Source organism: Paraburkholderia caribensis (assembly GCF_002902945.1).
GTDB lineage: Bacteria > Pseudomonadota > Gammaproteobacteria > Burkholderiales > Burkholderiaceae > Paraburkholderia > Paraburkholderia caribensis.
The window spans coordinates 2,234,552-2,251,473 of the sequence record NZ_CP026101.1 but is presented as its reverse complement, the minus strand read 5'-3'; the positions used below and the strand labels follow the sequence as shown (position 1 = coordinate 2,251,473).

Annotated in this window: 16 protein-coding genes; 8 read left to right on the top strand and 8 right to left on the bottom strand. The window is 65.2% G+C overall.

Annotated elements, in window-relative coordinates; translation table 11 throughout:
* Window positions 1-288 precede the first annotated feature (288 nt).
* Entirely contained in the window at window positions 289-951 is a 663-nt protein-coding gene (locus C2L66_RS09960) for a hypothetical protein (protein WP_054930201.1), read from the top strand.
* 39 nt (window positions 952-990) lie between these two features.
* On the opposite strand, the gene fnr is transcribed toward C2L66_RS09960, so the two are convergent.
* From fnr to flhD, 6 genes are all read right to left on the bottom strand, one after another.
* Window positions 991-1,767 carry a fumarate/nitrate reduction transcriptional regulator Fnr gene (gene fnr / locus C2L66_RS09955; protein ID WP_054930202.1) on the bottom strand — a complete coding sequence of 259 codons (777 nt, stop codon included), beginning with the start codon at window positions 1,765-1,767 and terminating at the stop codon, window positions 991-993.
* A gap of 210 nt (window positions 1,768-1,977) precedes the next feature.
* Complete coding sequence (locus tag C2L66_RS09950; protein ID WP_054930181.1) at window positions 1,978-2,625, bottom strand: response regulator; 648 nt, start codon at window positions 2,623-2,625, stop codon at window positions 1,978-1,980.
* Window positions 2,622-3,968: a PAS domain-containing sensor histidine kinase gene (locus C2L66_RS09945; protein ID WP_060600306.1), complete on the bottom strand. Its 1,347-nt coding sequence runs from the start codon at window positions 3,966-3,968 to the stop codon at window positions 2,622-2,624. Before C2L66_RS09945 ends, C2L66_RS09950 begins: the two co-directional genes overlap by 4 nt.
* A gap of 398 nt (window positions 3,969-4,366) precedes the next feature.
* On the bottom strand, window positions 4,367-4,657 hold the full coding sequence (locus C2L66_RS09940) for a flagellar transcriptional regulator FlhD (protein WP_054930183.1): 291 nt from the start codon (window positions 4,655-4,657) through the stop codon (window positions 4,367-4,369).
* Window positions 4,658-4,741: 84 nt separating this feature from the next.
* On the bottom strand, window positions 4,742-5,314 hold the full coding sequence (gene flhC / locus C2L66_RS09935) for a flagellar transcriptional regulator FlhC (protein WP_054930184.1): 573 nt from the start codon (window positions 5,312-5,314) through the stop codon (window positions 4,742-4,744).
* Window positions 5,314-5,628, bottom strand: coding sequence for a flagellar transcriptional regulator FlhD (gene flhD, locus C2L66_RS09930; RefSeq protein ID WP_060600308.1), 315 nt, complete (start codon window positions 5,626-5,628; stop codon window positions 5,314-5,316). The genes flhC and flhD overlap by 1 nt, the downstream gene beginning before the upstream one ends.
* Before the next feature lie 399 nt (window positions 5,629-6,027).
* Between flhD and C2L66_RS09925 the strand changes: the two genes are divergently transcribed.
* The 3 genes from C2L66_RS09925 (at window position 6,028) to C2L66_RS09915 (ending at window position 9,472) form a co-directional block, all read left to right on the top strand.
* A complete protein-coding gene (locus C2L66_RS09925; RefSeq protein WP_233444904.1) occupies window positions 6,028-7,848 on the top strand; it encodes a methyl-accepting chemotaxis protein in 1,821 nt (606 codons plus the stop codon).
* Between the two features lie 17 nt (window positions 7,849-7,865).
* Complete coding sequence (locus C2L66_RS09920; RefSeq protein WP_060602590.1) at window positions 7,866-8,093, top strand: hypothetical protein; 228 nt, start codon at window positions 7,866-7,868, stop codon at window positions 8,091-8,093.
* Window positions 8,094-8,410: 317 nt separating this feature from the next.
* Window positions 8,411-9,472 carry an EAL domain-containing protein gene (locus C2L66_RS09915; protein ID WP_060600311.1) on the top strand — a complete coding sequence of 354 codons (1,062 nt, stop codon included), beginning with the start codon at window positions 8,411-8,413 and terminating at the stop codon, window positions 9,470-9,472.
* Window positions 9,473-9,497: 25 nt separating this feature from the next.
* On the opposite strand, the gene C2L66_RS09910 is transcribed toward C2L66_RS09915, so the two are convergent.
* Window positions 9,498-10,352: a LysR family transcriptional regulator gene (locus tag C2L66_RS09910; protein WP_054930187.1), complete on the bottom strand. Its 855-nt coding sequence runs from the start codon at window positions 10,350-10,352 to the stop codon at window positions 9,498-9,500.
* 145 nt (window positions 10,353-10,497) lie between these two features.
* Here C2L66_RS09910 and C2L66_RS09905 point away from each other — a divergent pair, with 145 nt between their 5' ends.
* Together C2L66_RS09905 and C2L66_RS09900 are read left to right on the top strand one after the other, a co-directional pair.
* Entirely contained in the window at window positions 10,498-11,721 is a 1,224-nt protein-coding gene (locus C2L66_RS09905) for an aminotransferase class I/II-fold pyridoxal phosphate-dependent enzyme (protein WP_060600313.1), read from the top strand.
* Between the two features lie 114 nt (window positions 11,722-11,835).
* Window positions 11,836-13,224: a DHA2 family efflux MFS transporter permease subunit gene (locus C2L66_RS09900; protein WP_060600316.1), complete on the top strand. Its 1,389-nt coding sequence runs from the start codon at window positions 11,836-11,838 to the stop codon at window positions 13,222-13,224.
* A 28-nt stretch (window positions 13,225-13,252) separates the two neighbouring features.
* On the opposite strand, the gene C2L66_RS09895 is transcribed toward C2L66_RS09900, so the two are convergent.
* Window positions 13,253-13,801, bottom strand: a complete 549-nt coding sequence (locus C2L66_RS09895; RefSeq protein WP_060600318.1) for a hypothetical protein — start codon at window positions 13,799-13,801, stop codon at window positions 13,253-13,255.
* Window positions 13,802-13,910: 109 nt separating this feature from the next.
* Here C2L66_RS09895 and C2L66_RS09890 point away from each other — a divergent pair, with 109 nt between their 5' ends.
* Both C2L66_RS09890 and C2L66_RS09885 read left to right on the top strand, forming a co-directional pair.
* Window positions 13,911-14,846 (top strand): helix-turn-helix transcriptional regulator, encoded by a 936-nt coding sequence (locus tag C2L66_RS09890; protein WP_060600320.1) that lies wholly within the window; start codon window positions 13,911-13,913, stop codon window positions 14,844-14,846.
* Window positions 14,843-16,735 (top strand): DUF3857 domain-containing transglutaminase family protein, encoded by a 1,893-nt coding sequence (locus C2L66_RS09885; protein ID WP_060600322.1) that lies wholly within the window; start codon window positions 14,843-14,845, stop codon window positions 16,733-16,735. The genes C2L66_RS09890 and C2L66_RS09885 overlap by 4 nt, the downstream gene beginning before the upstream one ends.
* Window positions 16,736-16,922 lie beyond the last annotated feature (187 nt).

The following is a 16,922-nucleotide window of genomic DNA, read 5'->3' as shown; positions in this document are numbered from 1 at the left end:
CTCCGTTGATTTGCCGCGTGGCGAAGTCCACATGGCGAAATCCATCCGTCCTCGTGCCTCGGTGCGGAACGCCGACCGCCTGCCGGGGTCAATGCTCAGTGAAACGCCCATGTGCCGCGACGCGTAACGGTGTTGCCTTTGCGCAGCAACCGCGGTGCGAATCCGATTGCGCGCCGCATGGCGATGCGACTATCGTTGTCGGACGCGGCGCACGGGCATGCGTGTTGCGGTGCGTATGGCCCGATCAACGCAGGCTTAGCAGCAAGACTGATGAAGGAAGACCCAGCGATGGAATATTCCGACGAATCCCTGCTTCCCATCTGGCGGGCCAATCTGGCGTTGCTGACGCGGGAGGTCGGCGCGGTGACACGGCTTGCGCGGATGATGACGTTCTCCGCGTCGTATCTGAAGCTGATGCTCGCCGGGCAGCGCGATTTCAGCGAGGAGTTCGTGCGCGGCGTCGAGTCCGTGACGGGACTGCCCGGCGGCTGGATGGACGCGCCGCATGAACCCGCAGACGTGCCCGACAATGCGCGCGAAGCGATCGACAACGAAACGCCGCTCGCGCGTTTCCGCGGCACGGCGCACCCGGTACGCAAGAAATCGGTGCTGCGTCCGCCGGAGCCGATTTTCGGACAACAGGCGCCGCGCCGTCCGGAGGACGAAGTCCACGAAGCCGAACAGCACCGGCGCCAGGCGTATTTCCGCAAGGTGCGCGATCTCGCCGTGCAGGAAGTGCGGCGCTTCGAGCGCTCGCTGACGCATCCGACCGTCGAGTTCGCATCGGTGCGTACCAAAGTCGAAGACGTGCTGTCGGCCGCCGAGCTCGATGATCCCATTCACGCCGATCTGGCCGGCCGCCTCGAACAGATCGACAAGCATCGGCACATGCTGTTGCGTCACACCGAGCGGCTGCACGCATTGCTGGTGCAATTGGGCGAAGAAGGATGAACGTGCAGAGGGCCGCTGCCACAACGCGTGCAGCGCGCGTCAGAGCCGCGCGAGCGCGCCGCTGTCCAGAATGCGAATCTGCTTGCCGCGCGCCTGCACGAGCCTTTCCTGCTGCAGCCGTGAGAACATGCGGCTCGCCGTTTCGAGCGTGATGCCCAGGTAGCTGCCGATCTCGCTGCGCGTCATGCGCATGTTGAACTCCGTCGCGGAGTAGCCGCGCGTGCCGTAGCGCTCGGCGAGATTCAGCAGGAAGGCCGCAACCCGCTGCTCGGCGCGCATCGTGCCGAGCAGCATGATCATGTTCGATTCGCGGACAATCTCGCGGCTCATCACCTTGTGCAGATGCCGCTGCATGGGCTTGATTTCGCGGCACACGTCTTCGAGCAGCTCGAATGGAATCACGCAGACGGTGCTGCGTTCGAGCGCAATCGCGCCGCACAGATGCTGCTCGCCGACAATCCCGTCGAGTCCCAGCATTTCCCCCGCAATCTGAAAGCCCGTCACCTGCTCGCGTCCTTCGCGATGCATGACGACCGTCTTGAACGAGCCGCTGCGCAGAATGTAGACGTTGTGAAACGGGTCGTTCGCGCGATACAGGCTCGCGCCGCGCTGCACGGTGCGCACTTCCTGAACCAGCGAATCGACTTGCGCAAGCTCCTCGGCGTTCAGCTCGCCGGGATTGCACAGCGGGCTGATCGCACATTGCGAACAGCGCGGCGCGGGATGCTGCGCACCGCCTGGCTGGAGCCTGCGCACGAAGTCGGTTGCCTGTGTGAACGGCGAGGGCGTGAGCATCGGTGCATCGGCAAGTAGCATGGTGGCCTCCTTCGGGAACACGCGTGCGGGCCATGATGCACGCACGATGAAATGGTGTTGTCCGGCGTGCGTCGCCGCGGTCGGACGGCAACGCGCGCACTGTCAACCCCGAAAGTATGTTGGGTGCTGTCTCAAAATTGAATCAGCGGCGAATGAATCTGCGGTCAGTCGATCGGAGGGCGCGTAGGGTGTCGCCTACAGCGGACCCGTTCAGGACTCTTCGCTGTCGTCGAACAGCTTGTGGCGCATCGCGTAACGCACCAGCGCGGCGCCATGCGGCATCTGCATCTTGTCGAGGATGCGCGCCTTGTAGGTGCTGATCGTCTTGGTGCTGACGCACAGCTGCGCGGCGATCTCGCCGATCGTCTGGCCTGCCGTGATGCGGCGGAACACGTCGAACTCGCGGTCGCTAAGCCGTTGATGCGGCAACATCTCGAGCGGCTCGTGCAGGTTGCGCGCGAAGCGCTCGGCCATCGAAAGGCTCATGTAGACGCCGCCGCCCGCGATCTTCGTCAGCGCGCTCACCAGCTCGCTGCTCGCGCTTTCCTTCGTCAGATAGCCGGACGCGCCCGCCTTGAAGGCGCGCACGGCGTACTGGTGCTCGCCGTGCATCGTCAGCACGAGAATGTGGAGGCCGGCATTGGTGGCCTTGATCTGCGGGATCATTTCGACGCCGTTGCGCCCCGGCATCGACAGGTCGAGGATCAGGATGTGCGCGTCCGTCGAGCGCACCAGCGCGATCGTGCTGGCCGCGTCGGCGGCTTCGCCGGCTACTTCGAACTCGGGTGAGCCCTTCAGGATGTGGCGCAGACCTTCGCGTATCAGCGCGTGGTCGTCGGCGATGAGAATGCGGATCATGGCTGCGTCTCTTCAGATTGCAATGCGTCGAGCGGAAACGTGATGGACAGGGTGAAGCCGCGGCCGGGCTCGCCCGTCGATAGCGTGCCGCCGAGCATATGGACCCGCTCGCGAATGCCGAGCAGCCCGAAATTCCTGCCGGTGCGTGGATCGCGCGGGTGTCCGGCGGCGGGCAGCCCGCGGCCGTCGTCGACGATGTCGAGCGTGCAGTGCTCGCCGTCGACGCGCATCGCGAGCGTGACGAGCGATGCTCGTGCATGCTTCGCGACATTCGTCAGCGCTTCCTGGACGATGCGAAAAATCGCCGTCGCCGCACCGTGCGAAAACGCCGCCGCGCCAACCTCGAGCCGTCGTGCCACGCGTATGCCATAGCGCTGGGAGAAATCGTCGGCGAGCCAGTCGATCGCCGCGACGAGGCCGAGATCGTCGAGCATCGCGGGCCGCTGGTTCGCCGCGATGTGCCGCACGGACGCCACCATCGCGTCGATCACGCGTGTCATCGCATGCAGCCGCTCGTGCACGTACGCGTTGTCGATTCCTTCGCGTTCCAGCGCATGCCCGATCACCGACAGGTCCATTTTCAGCGCAGTCAGCGATTGCCCGAGATCGTCGTGCAACTCGCGCGCGATGTGCGCCTTCTCTTCCTCGCGCACACGCTGCAGGTTTGCCGACAGCTCGCGCAGGTCTTCGCGCGACTGCTTGAGCGCTTCCTCGGCGCGCACGCGCTCGGTGATGTCGCGCAGCATCACGGTGTAGAGCTTCTCGTTGTCATACTGGCTTTGCGAAATGGATGCCTCGATGGGGAACTCCCGGCCGTCGGCGCGCAACGCATACAGCACGCGCTGGCTGCCCATGCGCCGGTCGGACCCGCTCGTCGCGCCGAAATGCTCGACATGCTTCGCATGCGCGATGCGAAACCGTTCGGGGATGAAGCGCGAGAGCGGACCGCCCAGCACCTTCGCCGCCTCGCAACCGAGCAGTTCCTCCGCCATCGGGTTCATCAGCACGATGCGTTGCATCGCGTCGATCGTGACGATTGCCTCGCGCGACGAGCGGATGATGGCTGTCAGGCGGGCCTCGTCGAAGGTTTGAACGGGCGCTGTGTTGTGCGCATCGTCGTCGAACGGGCTTGCGTGGGCGAGGCGGCTGAGCCGTTCCTGCCGGTGCGACCACACGATGCACGCGAGCGCGCACGCGAGTCCCGTCGCGGCCGCGACGATCGTCGTCCATCGCAGCGTGAGGGAGGCGGTGACCGAGGCTGCGAGCACGCCCGCCATGAAGACGGCGAGCGTCATCGATGCCGTGCGCAGGTTCAGGCAGGATGGCGATGCGGCAGGGTTCATGTGCTGGTTCAGATCGTCCGGTTGCAGCGGGCGCGCCTGGACTTGCGCAGCAGCGTCGCGTGTGCCCGCCCAGGCGCGTTGCGGGTCGTGTCTTGGTGTGTGCGATGTTTTGTGCCAGGTTTGCCCGTTGCGTCACGTTGGCGCTCGAGCGGGCGCCCTGTGCGTGCAATCACGCGCGGCGAGGCGGCCGTTGCGTGGCATGCGTGCTGCAGCGAACGATCCTCATGAATGCTCGTAGCCAAATCATATGTCGAATAGGATAACTATCAATACATGCGGCTGGAAACGACGTTTCCAGATTTGAGAGTCCGCGCGAACGCCAGAGCGTTCTACGGTCGATTCGAATCGGGTTGATCCGGTTTCGATGCATGTTGCAGGGCGCCAATCCGGGGGGCTGCTCAAGCCGCGAGCGGCTCGGCTGTCTGCCGTTCGACGCCGCGCGGAACGCCGTGAGCGAGCGACGCAAGCAGCGCGCAGTCGTCGAGCGCGAAGCGGCAGAAAAGCATGTTCGTCGCGGCGAGCCTCGCGATCTGTTCGGGCGGCAAGCTGGCAATCTCCTTCAACGATTCCTCGCCGACCCTGAGCAGACGCATGGCCATCGGACTATCGACGCGCGCTAGCCGTTGCGCGAGCAAGAGAAATGACAGATTCACCTCCCGGATTTCGTTGAGCGTTTCGTTGTGGTCCAACTTTGAATCTCCTGACTAGAAGCATGCGCGATATGCCGTGGGTGTCGGCGCGCGCGGTTCGTCCCGTTGTGCGGGACGGGTCCATTATTCGGTTTTGGCGGGGCGGCCTGTTTTTCCCGCCCGCGAGGGCGGCTTGCACAGACCGCAGACGTAGCCGGGTTCCAGCTCATAGGCGAGCGCGAGGAAGTCTCCCTTGCAGCAACCGCACGTTCTCAGATGCAGCAGGTCGCTCTCGACGAACCTCACGAGCGTCCACGCGCGGGTAAAGCTCAAGATGGGTTCGGTGCCCTGGGGCACGTGTTCCAGATAGAGCCGGTACGCCGCGATGATCGCCGCGATCCGCCTGATGTCGCGTTGCGCGGAAACGGACCGGTACAACGCATGGAACAGCGACGCATGGATGTTCGGCAGCCACGTCACGTACCAGTCGGCGGAAAACGGCAACATGCCTTTGGGCGGCGATTCTCGGTGCAATTCCTTGTAGAGGCGAATCAGACGGTCACGCGACAACGTCGTTTCGGCTTGCGTGACCTGCAGCCGCGCCCCGAGTTCGAACAGTTCGATGGCAAGCAGCGTCTCGTTGACGTCGTCGACAAGGCGACGTTGCCCCGGGTCTGTGCGCGCGACCACGGCCCTCAGCGAAGCAAGCGCGGTCATTACAGGGTTCTCGCCGGCAATTGCGCGAGCAGCATCGCGGCGTGCATCGGCTGCATCTCGTGCCGGGCGAGGCTGTCGTTGAGCGCGCTCAGCACAGATCCCTCATGAAGGTCGACGCCGCACAGCAGCATGTCCGAATCGGCGAGCCGCACGATCTGCGCGGCGGACAGGCCGCCGATGATCGCTGCGAGCGGTGCCGACACGCCAAGCCGCACCTGTGCCTCGACGGAATTCCTGCGCACGAGGCTTTGAGCCAGCATCAGATAGGCAAGGTTGACTTCGCGTATCTCCGAAAAAACATCGTCAGCGTTCATGGTTTCCTCGCAGGCAAGGCGGCGTGGCTACGATCAGACGGTGCTATCCGAACGGCATGACATCGCAATCAACCCGCGCGATGCGTCCGTAGCGCTTACGTCGAATTCCCGAGCGAGAGTATTGCCCGCGTTGTCTCAAAATAATATGGGTGTTCGGTTGAATTGCGCGTAGGGCAGGGGGATATCGTGTAGGGCGTGGATGACAGATCTATTTTCATGCCGTGCCATTGTCATGCGCGACACGTACGGGAAATATAGAAAAGGTTTCCTAAATATATAAGAATTTTCCCGCCTATCTTGATATTGACCTCCATCATTGCCCGCACGCCCGGCCAACCTTACGATCTCAATGGACAGTCGCCCCTAACGACGCATGTGATGCGTTGCGGCTCGATCGACATGGGAACGCGACCCGACGAAGACGCGTTCCGCCACGGCTGCGCGATGCGCGCGCGAGCCGTCTTCTTCTTCAGGCGCGAGGCGCGGCACGTGAGCCGCCCGAGCGCCACCATCCGGCAGAGTGGAATGACCCAGTTTTTTCAAACGATCCGCTTCAGGATCATCGCGGCCTTTGCCGTCTGTACCGTGTTACTGGTTGGCAATGCGCTGTACGGCATGCGTGCCGTCAAATCGATCAGCGACAACATGCAGGTCGCCTACACAGGCAATCTGGTTCCCGTTACGCAACTCGCCATGTTCCGCATCCACGAGATCGAAATCCGCCGTCTGCTGTGGCAGACACTCGTGACGCAGGACAAGGACAACCTGCGGCGCGTGCGCGAGCTGCTGGCCGCAATGGATTCATGCTGGGCGCAATACTATTCGGGCGGCATCAGCAGCGCCGATGAGCAGGCGCTTGCTGACAGGATTCACGCTCAGGCTGGCATGTTCAGGTCGGCGATCGATCAGGAGGTCGCGCAGATCGAGAGCGGCGACATGGCGGGCGCTATCGGGTTCCAGCGCAATACCGTGGTGCGCGCGGCCGAGGCGCTCAATGCGCTGATCCAGCAGGACATGGACCTGAACCAGGCACAGGCGAAAGAATTCGCGGGCGACAGCGCGCGCTCGTCGAAGCAGATGTTCTGGATCGCGCTCGGCATGCTGGCGTCGAGCGCGCTCGTGTGTCTCGGCGCGACGGTGTATCTGTCGAAGGCGATCACACGGCCGTTGAACCGCTCTGTCGAGATCGCCAACGATATCGCGGACGGCCGTCTGGACCGTTCGATCGCGGTCGACGCGAAAGGCGAGTTCGGCTCGCTGCTCGACGCGATGAAGCGTATGAGCGGGCAGCTCGCGGACACCGTGCACCGCATCAAGACGTCGAGCGACTCGGTGACCGTGGCCTCGCACGAGATCGCGGCGGGCAACATGGAGTTGTCGTCGCGCACGGAAGAGCAGGCGGCGTCCGTCGAAGAGACGGCCGCGACGATGACGGAGCTGGCCGAAACGGTGAAGCAGAACGCCGACAACGCGCGCCAGGCCAATGCGCTGTCGGCCAACGCCCGCTCGATGGCCGATGCGAGCAACGACGCGGTGCAGGCGATGATGCGCACGATCGGCAACATCAGCGAGAGCTCCGCGAAGATCGGCGATATCACGGCGCTGATCGAAGGCATTGCGTTCCAGACCAATATCCTCGCACTAAACGCGGCCGTTGAAGCGGCACGCGCGGGCGAGCAGGGGCGCGGCTTTGCCGTCGTCGCGGGTGAAGTGCGCTCGCTCGCGCAACGTTCGTCGTCGGCGGCGAAGGAGATCAAGGATCTGATCGAGTCTTCGACGGCACTCGTCAAGGACGGTTCGCGCCAGGCAGAAGAAGTCGGCTCGACGATGGGCCAGGTGATGCGTGCGATCAAGCAGGTGTCCGATATCGTCGGTGAAATTTCTGCGGCGTCGGAAGAGCAGAGCCAGGGCATCGAGCAGATGAGCCAGGCGATCAGCCAGATCGACGCGGTCACACAGCAGAACGCGGCGCTCGTCGAGCAGTCGGCAGCGGCAGCGCAGGCGCTCGACGAGCAGGCGGTCCAGATGACGGGCGCGATCGCCGTCTTCAGGCTCGCCGATGCGCACAACGCCGCGCCTGCCGTGACGTCGCCGCGCGCCGTGCGCCCGCCCGTCGCCGCGGCAAGGCATGCACTGGCGGTGCGCTGCGCCGCGCCTGCCGCGAAGCCGGGCGTGGCAAATGCGACCGTATCTGCCGATGACGACTGGGAGTCGTTCTGAACGTGATGGAAATCTCGATGCAAGCCTCTTCCACTGATCGCGCCGAGTGTTACGACGAAGGCGACAGCACGGGTTCGTCTGTCGATCCGCTCACGCAGCTTTCGTCGCGGCAAAGCGATGCGCTGATCCAGTACGGCGCGCGCATGAAGAAGGTGTGGAACGATCCGCGCATGAGCAATTTGCCCGAGTGCTATCACTCGACAATCGCTGCAGAAGTCGCGCACTTCGACGAGGCGCTTCGCTAGCGTGCTGGCGCGCGCGTTGCCAGCCGTCGAAAAAACAGGCTCCGCAGCCGGGGAACTGCGGAGCCCGAAGAGACGTCGCGCACCGTGGAGTGTGACGCGCTCGTCCCGTCGGCTAGGAGCTAGCCGAGAAGAGATTGTCGGCACTGTGTCCGCAGAAGGCATTGATATTGGTCAGCGTCTTCGCGCCAGTGCATTCATGTGATGGTGTGTATCCAGGATTGCCTGGCATCCCATATCAATACGCTCGCCTTGCGGATCGTCACCCCATAGGTGGCGACGCGCACGAACGCTTCCCCAACATTTCGGCCAGACCATTTATGAGCAGATCAACTTCAACCGGCTCGGGTGCGGCGCCGCGCCCCGTGCATCGGCGATGGGGCGACATGCTGCGCGCGGACGCGTTGCGCATGCACTATCAGCCGCTGCTCGACCTGCGCACCGGCCGCGTGACGAAGGTCGAAGCGCTCGCGCGGCTGCGCGACGGCGACGCGCTGATCGCACCAGGCCAGTTTCTGCCTTCGCTGTGCGGCGACGGCCATCTCGAGCTGTATAGGCGCGGTCTCGCACAGGTGCTGACGCAGCGCAACGCGTGGCGGCGTATCGGCATCGATGTGGTCGCGTCGGTCAATCTGCCGCCGGCCGCGCTCGGCGATCCGCGCTACTTCGACGCGACGCGCGCCGCGTTCCGCGAATTCGGCTGCGCACCGGGCGAACTGATGCTGGAAGTGCTGGAGTCGGGCGCATTGCCATGCGGCGTCGAACTGGACGCGCAGATCGCGAGCTACAAGACGCTCGGCGTCGAGCTCGCGCAGGACGATCTGGGGACGGGGCACAGCAGCCTGAGCCGGTTGCGCGAGCTGCCGTTCGACTGCGTGAAGATCGATCGCAGCATCGCGGATCTGCAGGATCATGACGCCGCCGATGTGCTGCCGTTCCTCCATCATCTGACGCGCCTTGGGCAGGCGCTCGGCAAAGCCGTGGTGGTCGAGGGCGTCGAGGACCCGGCGCTGCTCGACGCGCTGCGGATCTTCGGCGTCGATCTCGCGCAGGGCTATGGGATTGCGCGTCCGATGCCGGGCGAGCAATTTCCCGAATGGATCGCGCAGGCGCACTTCGAACCGCGGCGCGCAGCGCGCGCTAGCCGCTACGCGCGGCTCGCGTACCTGATGGTGTGGGAAGAGCGCATGCTCGCCGACGCGCATCTGCGCACCCAGGGCGCGGCCGGCCATCCCGACGCAACGAGGGACATCGACGCATGGCTTGCCGGCGATGGCCCCAGCGCGCGGGCTCGCGACGGCCTGCTCGATGCGGCGCGCGATTCGGGCGTGCACAGCGGCGCTTATCGCGCGGCGCGGCAACGGTTGATCGCGACGATGTGAAGCGTACAGCGGCGCGCGAATCTGCTCAGTCGCGCAGTTCGCTGAGGATCTGCTCGGCCAGATAGTCGCACGGCGGGCGGTTCGAGCGTGCGCTGCGCGCGAGGATGATCTCCAGTTCGGGCAACTTCGGCAGGCCATGCTGGCGGCCGAGCGTGACGAAGCGCTCGGGCACCGCGCAACGCGCGAGCGGCGCGACGGCGAGACCCGCGTCGACCATGCTGAACAGGCCCATCAGGCTCGGGCTTTCATACGACGTGCGATAGGTGATCTTCGCGCGCTCCAGCGTCTGAATCGCGTTGGCGCGCGCGACGCTGCCCACGCCGAACAGCGCGATAGGCAGCGGGCGTTCCTTCCACACTTCGCGTCCCGCTGTGGACGTGCCCGCCCACACCATCGGCTCGAGCCGGATGAATTCGCCCGCCAGCCCCTTCACACGCGTCACGCATGCGAGGTCGATCTTGTTGTCCTTCAGCAGCGGCGCGAGCGCGTTGCTCGGCAGGCCGACCACCTGGATCTCGACCTTCGGATAGGTCGCCGAGAAGTTGCGCAGCACGGACGGCAGCAGCGATGAAGCGTAATCGTCCGGTACGCCGATCGCGACGCGGCCTTTCACGTCGGGGTGCACGACGGATGCCCACGCTTCGTCGCGCAGCGCGAGCATGCGCCGCGCGTAGCTGAGCATGACCTGGCCGTCCTGCGTGAGCGTCACGCTGCGTGGGCCGCGCACGAACAGCGGCTTGCCGAGCGCGGTTTCGAGCGAACGGATCTGCATGCTCAGCGCGGACTGCGAGCGATGCACGAGCGCCGCGCCGCGCACGAAGCTGCCGGTGTCGGCGATGGCGACGAACATCGCGAGCACATCGAGATCGAGGGCTTTCATCCGCTTGCCTCTCCTTGAAATACGTATAAGAAATATTGATCGAAATGTTCAATATAACGCGTTTGTCTGATCTCAGGGGCAGCGGCATACTGGCCTCACACACTGCGCTCGACATCCGGTGCGAGCGCGCTCATCCGGGGACATCATGGCGACGCCTTCCACTTACGACGAATTCCGGCAGCTTGCGATGCGGCTCGACATGTCGCGCGGCAAGCCGTCGCCCGAGCAACTCGATCTGTCGCGCGCACTGCTCGACGAAGCGGGCACGGTCGGTTACGTGTCGCGCGACGGCATCGACTGCCGCAACTACGGGCATGTGCTGGGCTTGCCCGAGGCGCGCGAGTTCGGCGCGCAATTGCTGGACGTGGATGCGTCGCAAGTGGTCGCGGCAGGCAATTCGAGCCTCGAACTGATGCACGATGCGCTCGCGTTCGCGATGCTGCACGGCATGCCAGGGCACGCCCCGTGGAGCCGGCAGGGCGAAGTGGCGTTCCTGTGCCCGGTGCCCGGCTACGACCGGCATTTCGCAATCTGCGAGGCGCTCGGCATTCGCATGATCCCCGTGCCGATGACCCAGGACGGCCCCGACGTGGACGCCGTGGAAGCGCACGTGAAAAGCGATCCGTCGATCAAAGGCATCTGGTGCATGCCGCTCTACAGTAACCCGAGCGGCGCGATCTGGTCGCGTGAAACCGTCGAGCGCCTTGCCGCGTTGCCCGCCGCCGCGAGCGACTTCCGGCTGTTCTGGGACGACGCATACCGCTTCCATCATCTGACGGACACGCCGCGTAGCACGCCCGGCATCGTCGAACTGTGCGAACGGGCGGGGCATGCGGACCGCGCGCTGGTGTTCGCGTCGCTGTCGAAGGTCACGGTGGCGGGCGGCGGCATCGCGTTTCTCGCGGCGTCGCAGCGCAATATCGGCTGGTGGCAAAAGCATATGAGCGTGCGCACGATCGGCCCGGACAAGCTGAACCAGCTGCGCCACGTGCGCTTTCTGCGCGACCGCGACGGACTCGAACGCCTGATGGCGAAGCACCGCGCGCTGCTGCGTCCGAAGTTCGACGCGGTGGTGGCCACGTTCGAAGCACTGCTCGCGGGCGTCCCTGGCGTGTCGTGGAATCGTCCTGAAGGCGGCTATTTCATCAGCCTGTACGCGCCGAAGGGCTATGCGAAACGCACGGTCGCGCTGGCGGCGGAGGCCGGTCTCGTGCTGACGCCGGCGGGCGCCGCGTATCCGTATGGACGCGACGACGAAGACAGGCACCTGCGCATCGCGCCGTCCTTCCCGTCGCTCGATGAAGTGACGCTCGCGGCGCGCGGCATCGCGCTTTCGTTGCGGCGCGCGCTAGAAGAAGACGCGCGCTGACGGCCCCGTGCGCACGAGATGTACTGCATCGGGCCGTAGCGGGCGCAACAAACCGTAACACCGTGCGTGCTTAGAGACTCGCCATCGGCGGCTGTTTTGCGGTAAAAGAACGGGATGACCGACCGCGCCCGCATCATTCCGCTGATCGTTGCCTGTCCGCTGTTCCTGCAAAACCTCGATACGTCCATCATGGCGACCGCGCTGCCTTCCATCGCGGGTTCGCTCGGCGTCGAGGCGCTGCATCTGAATCTCGCGATCACCTCTTATCTGCTGAGTCTCGCCGTGTTCCTGCCGGCGAGCGGCTGGCTTGCCGACCGCTTCGGCGCGCGCCGCGTGTTCTGCTCGGCAATCGGGATGTTTTCTCTCGCCTCGGCGCTGTGCGGGATCGCGACATCGCTGCCGCAACTCGTCGTATTTCGCGTGCTGCAGGGCATGGGCGGCGCGATGATGGTGCCCGTCGGCCGCTTGATCCTGCTGCGCAGCGTGCCGCCCGCGCGAATGGTCGCCGCGATGGTGTGGTTCACGGTGCCGGGTGCGGTGGGGCGCCTTGCCGGTCCGCTGCTCGGCGGGGTCGTGGTGACGCTCACGTCGTGGCGCTGGATCTTCCTGTTGAACGTGCCGTTCGGCGTGATCGGCGTGCTGTGCGCGCTTGCGTTCATCGACGACACGCACGAACGCATCGACGAGCGTTTCGATCTGCCCGGCTTCGTGCTGCTGTCGACGGGCCTCGTGGGGCTGGTCGGCGGGCTGGATACTGCTGGCCGCGGGCTCGTGCCGCAATGGGTGACGCTCGCGTTCACGGGCACGGGCGCGCTGTCGATGCTGCTGTATTGGCTGTATAGCCGCCGCCACGTCGATGCGATCATCGATCCCTTGCTGTTGCGCTACAAGGCGTACCGGACGGCCGTGCTCGGCGGCATGCCGCTGCGCATCGGCATTGGCGCGTCGCCGTTCCTGATGCCGTTGATGCTGCAACTGGGCTTCGGCCTGTCGCCGCTCACTTCGGGCTCGCTGAGCGTCGCGACGGCGGTCGGTTCGCTGGCGGTGCGCGGCGTGATGACCCAGGCGATTCAGCGCATCGGCTTTCGCACGCTGCTGATCGTCGCGACCTGCATGACGGGCTGCTTCTATGCGTGCTATGGGCTTTTCACGCCCAGTACGCCGCATCTGCTGATCTTCTGCACGCTGCTGGTGGGCGGCCTGTTCAATTCGCTCGCGATGGTCACGCTCAACACGCTCGGCTACTCCGACATGCCGAAGCCGAAGATGAGCCGCGCGACGGCGCTCTCCGGCATGGCGCAGCAGCTCTCGGTGAGCCTCGGCGTTGCGTTCGGCGCGTCGCTGCTCGCGCTGACCGCGCATCTGCACGGCGGCAGCGCCGCGCATCTCACCGCGCGCGATTTCTCGCCCGCGTTCTACGTCGTCGGCGCAGCGGTGCTGTGCTCGCTGTTCTTCTTCGTGAAGCTGTCGAAGGACGAGGGCGCGGAATTGCGGCAAGCCTGATCAGTGCGCGCGGCCCGCTGCAGATACGCTAGCCGCGTCTGCGCCGCGCGACGAATTCGCCTTCCAGATTCCACGTGACGCCATCGGCGGCGAGCGCGACGCCTGTCCAGCGGAACGAGTCGTCGGTGATGCCGGTGAAGTTCCAGCGGATCGGCGTACCGTTCGCATGCGTGCCGATCTGCACGATGTCCTGGCCAATCTTGCGGCCGATCAGTTCGTCGCGCTGTCCGCTCGCCGGATTGATGTAGGTGACGCGCCACGCTTCGATCGACGGGTCCCATACGCGCAGCGTCGTGCCGTACATGTCGAAACGTTGCTCATCGCGCGCGCCGCGATCCGCGCGGCGCGGCATGATCCAGACGTCCTGCACGGCGCGCCCTTCGAGCACCCAGCCGAAATGAATCTCGCCTGTCAGATGCCGCTCGCGCACGTCGGCGCGATAGTGCAGCACGTCCATGTCCCAACTGCCGATGAGCCAGCCGTAGAGGTCGTCGGCGGCGGCGATCCCCGCCGCGCGGCCGGGCGCGGCGAGTGCTGCGTGAAACCCGGCAGCGGCACCGTGATCCAATGCATTCATTGGGGTTGCTCCGTATGCTGAAGCTGGTTGAAAAGGGGAGGCGAACGCGTTGTGCCGCGCCTGCCGCCGTTGTGATAAAACGAGCATACGGACCTGCCGAGGTGACATCTTGGGAAAAATTGCCGTCGATCTCGAAGCCGCGCTGGCGCGCCGCGACACGCTCGGCGCGTCCGGCAGCACGCAGATGCGTGCGCTTGCCGCAGGCGACGGCTGGTCGGTGACGGACGTGCTGTGCACCTTCGGTCCGCGTGACAGGCAGTTCGAGGAGCAGCATGGGGGCGTGTGCATCGCGATCGTCGCGGCGGGCGCGTTCGGCTACCGGTCGGCGGCGGGGCGCGAACTGCTCACGCCGGGATCGCTGCTGCTCGGCAATGCGGGCGAGTGCTTCGAATGCGGGCATCGGCATGCGCCCGGCGACCGCTGCGTGTCGTTTCACTATCAGCCCGCGTACTTCGAGCGGCTCGCCGCCGACGCAGGCTTCGCTGGCGCCGCGCCATCCTTCCGGCATGCGCGCATGCCGCCGTTGCGCGCGTTTTCCGGCCTGGTCGCGCGGGCGTGCGCCGGGGCGACCGAGCGCGCGTCCGGCACGGCATGGGACGAACTCGCCGTCGAACTGGCCGGGGCCGTGCTGCGCGCGACGCAAGCGGACACGAAACCGCATGCTGCGGCGACGAGCGCATCCGCATGGTCTCGCGTCACGCAGGCCGTGCGCCTGATCGACGACACGCCCGATGCACCGCATACGCTCGCAAGTCTTTCGCAGATGTGCGGGCTGTCCGACTTCTACTTTCTGCGCACGTTCGGGCGCGTGACGGGCGTGACGCCGCATCAATACGTGCTGCGCGCGCGCCTGCGCCATGCGGCGCTGCGTCTTGCCGGAGAGGACACGAAGATCGTCGATATCGCGTTCGATAGCGGCTTTAACGACGTGTCCAATTTCAATCACGCGTTTCGCGTCGAATTCGGCATGAGCCCGCGTGCGTGGCGCATGCAGCGCGGCGTGCGCGAGAGAGTCGGGCGTCGCCGCATGGTGCGCGAGGCATGAGCCGGCGTGCGCACCGCTTGCGCGCGGCGGCCGTGTTGCCGCTGATCGTCGGCGCATGCGGCGCAGGCGCCGTGCATGCGCAGGAGCGCGTCGCTGCCGACGACCTGCCGCCATCGACGATCGAGCGCGACGTGCATCTGTTCGTCGTGCAAAAGGACGGCTCGATCGAGGAGCGTGACGACACGGTGCTGCGCGCGAACACGTCGAGCGGCGTCGACGATATCGCGCAGCGCTATGTGTGGTTCAACAAGGATATCGAGCAGGTGCAGCTGCTTGCGGCGGAAACGATCGACCCGAACGGCGTTGCGCATCCCGTAGGGCCCGACGGCATTCGCGACGTGCAGGAGCCGCGTTCGGCGGGCGCGCCGACGTTTCAGGACGGCGTGCTGCGTACGGTGATCTTTCCGGGCGTCGAGCCGGGTTCGCGTGTGCATCTGGCGTTTCGCAAGACGCGCGCGCTGCCGTTGCAGGGCGGCACCTTCGCCTATTTCGTCGAGCCGACGCGCGGCCCCGTCGACCTGCAGCAACTGATCTTCGACCTGCCCGCCGATGTCCCGCTATACGCCGACGCGCGCGGCTACGTCGCGTTGCCGCCCGTGACGGAGAATGGCCGCACGCGTTACACGTTCGAGTATCGGCATGGGCCGTATGCGCCCATCGAAGCGGGCGCCGTCGGCTACGCGACGTGGGGCGACCGTCTGATGGTCTCGACGACGCGCGACTTCGCATCGTTTGCGGAACGCTATCGGACGGCGGCGCTGGACCCGACGTGGCGCGATCCTGCCATTGCGCAGCTTGCGCAGGCGCTGACGGCGCGCACCGACGATCCGCGCGAGAAGGCGCAGATTCTGTACGACTGGGTGCGCCTGAACATTCGCTATGTCGCGCTCTTTCTGGGCGAGACGGCGGCCGTGCCGCACAAGGCGAGCGATATCCTGCGCAACCGCTATGGCGACTGCAAGGACCACGTTGCGTTGTATGGGGCGATGCTTGCGGCCGTCGGTATCGACAGTCAGGCTGTGCTTCTGAACCTTGGGCCGGTCTATGTGCTGCCCGATGTGCCGGGCTATGGCGCGAGCGCGATCAATCATGCGATCACGTGGATTCCTTCATTGCGCGTGTATGCGGATACGACGGCGGGTGGTATCGGCTTCGGTTATTTGCCGCCGGGCGCGATGGACCGGCCGGTGCTGCTGGTCGACGATGGCGTGCTCGCGCGCACGCCTGCGACGCAGGAACGCGGGCGCAGCGCGCGGCTCGAGATTGATATCGAACGGACGGGCGCGGCGGCGTTCACGTATCGCGTCGAGGACGTGGGGGTATCGGCCGAGCTGGAGCGCAATGTGTTTCGTCGCGCGACGCGGCAGCGCTGGCAGTTGATTGCCGCTGATCGCTTGCGGCAGACGGGGTTACATGGGATTGCACGGATGCAGCCAGGCGACGTGAGGCCTACCGTGGGACCGTTTACGACCTTTATGCAGGGTTCGCTGGAGCACTTTACTTGGCCTGACGGCACGACGGCATTGCCCGCGTTGACGAGCCTGTCGGGCGGGATCGCGACGCAGGTGCAGGCATGGCTCGCCGAGCCGGAACGGACGCAGCCGTGGGTCTGTATTGGCGGCGACTTCGATGAGATCGCGCAGATTGGGTTGCCTGATAGTGTGCGTGTTACGGATATGCCGCAGGATGTTGTTGTGCGGGATCGGTTTTTTGAATATGAATCGCGGTATGTGTTTGATTCCGCTACGCGGGTTGTGCAGATTTCGCGGCGCTTGCGCGCGAGGTTTGGGCATCAGGTGTGTGGTGCTGATGAGTTTGCTATGGTTCGGGGTTCGCTCGTTAAGATTGAGAGGGATGCGTTGGCGCAGATTGTTGTGAGAGCACGGTAAGAGGTTGGTTGTTGTCTGCGACGCTTGGGTGGTTTGCTGGTGTTTTTGTTGTCCTTGTGCGCTTGCCTTTGCGCTGGCATCCGCGTTACGTTAGCTCGCTTCAAGCGTCGCCCCTGTGCGGGGCGGCACCTACTTTTCTTTGCCGCCGCAAAGAAAAGTAGGCAAAAGAAAGCGGCTCACACCGCCA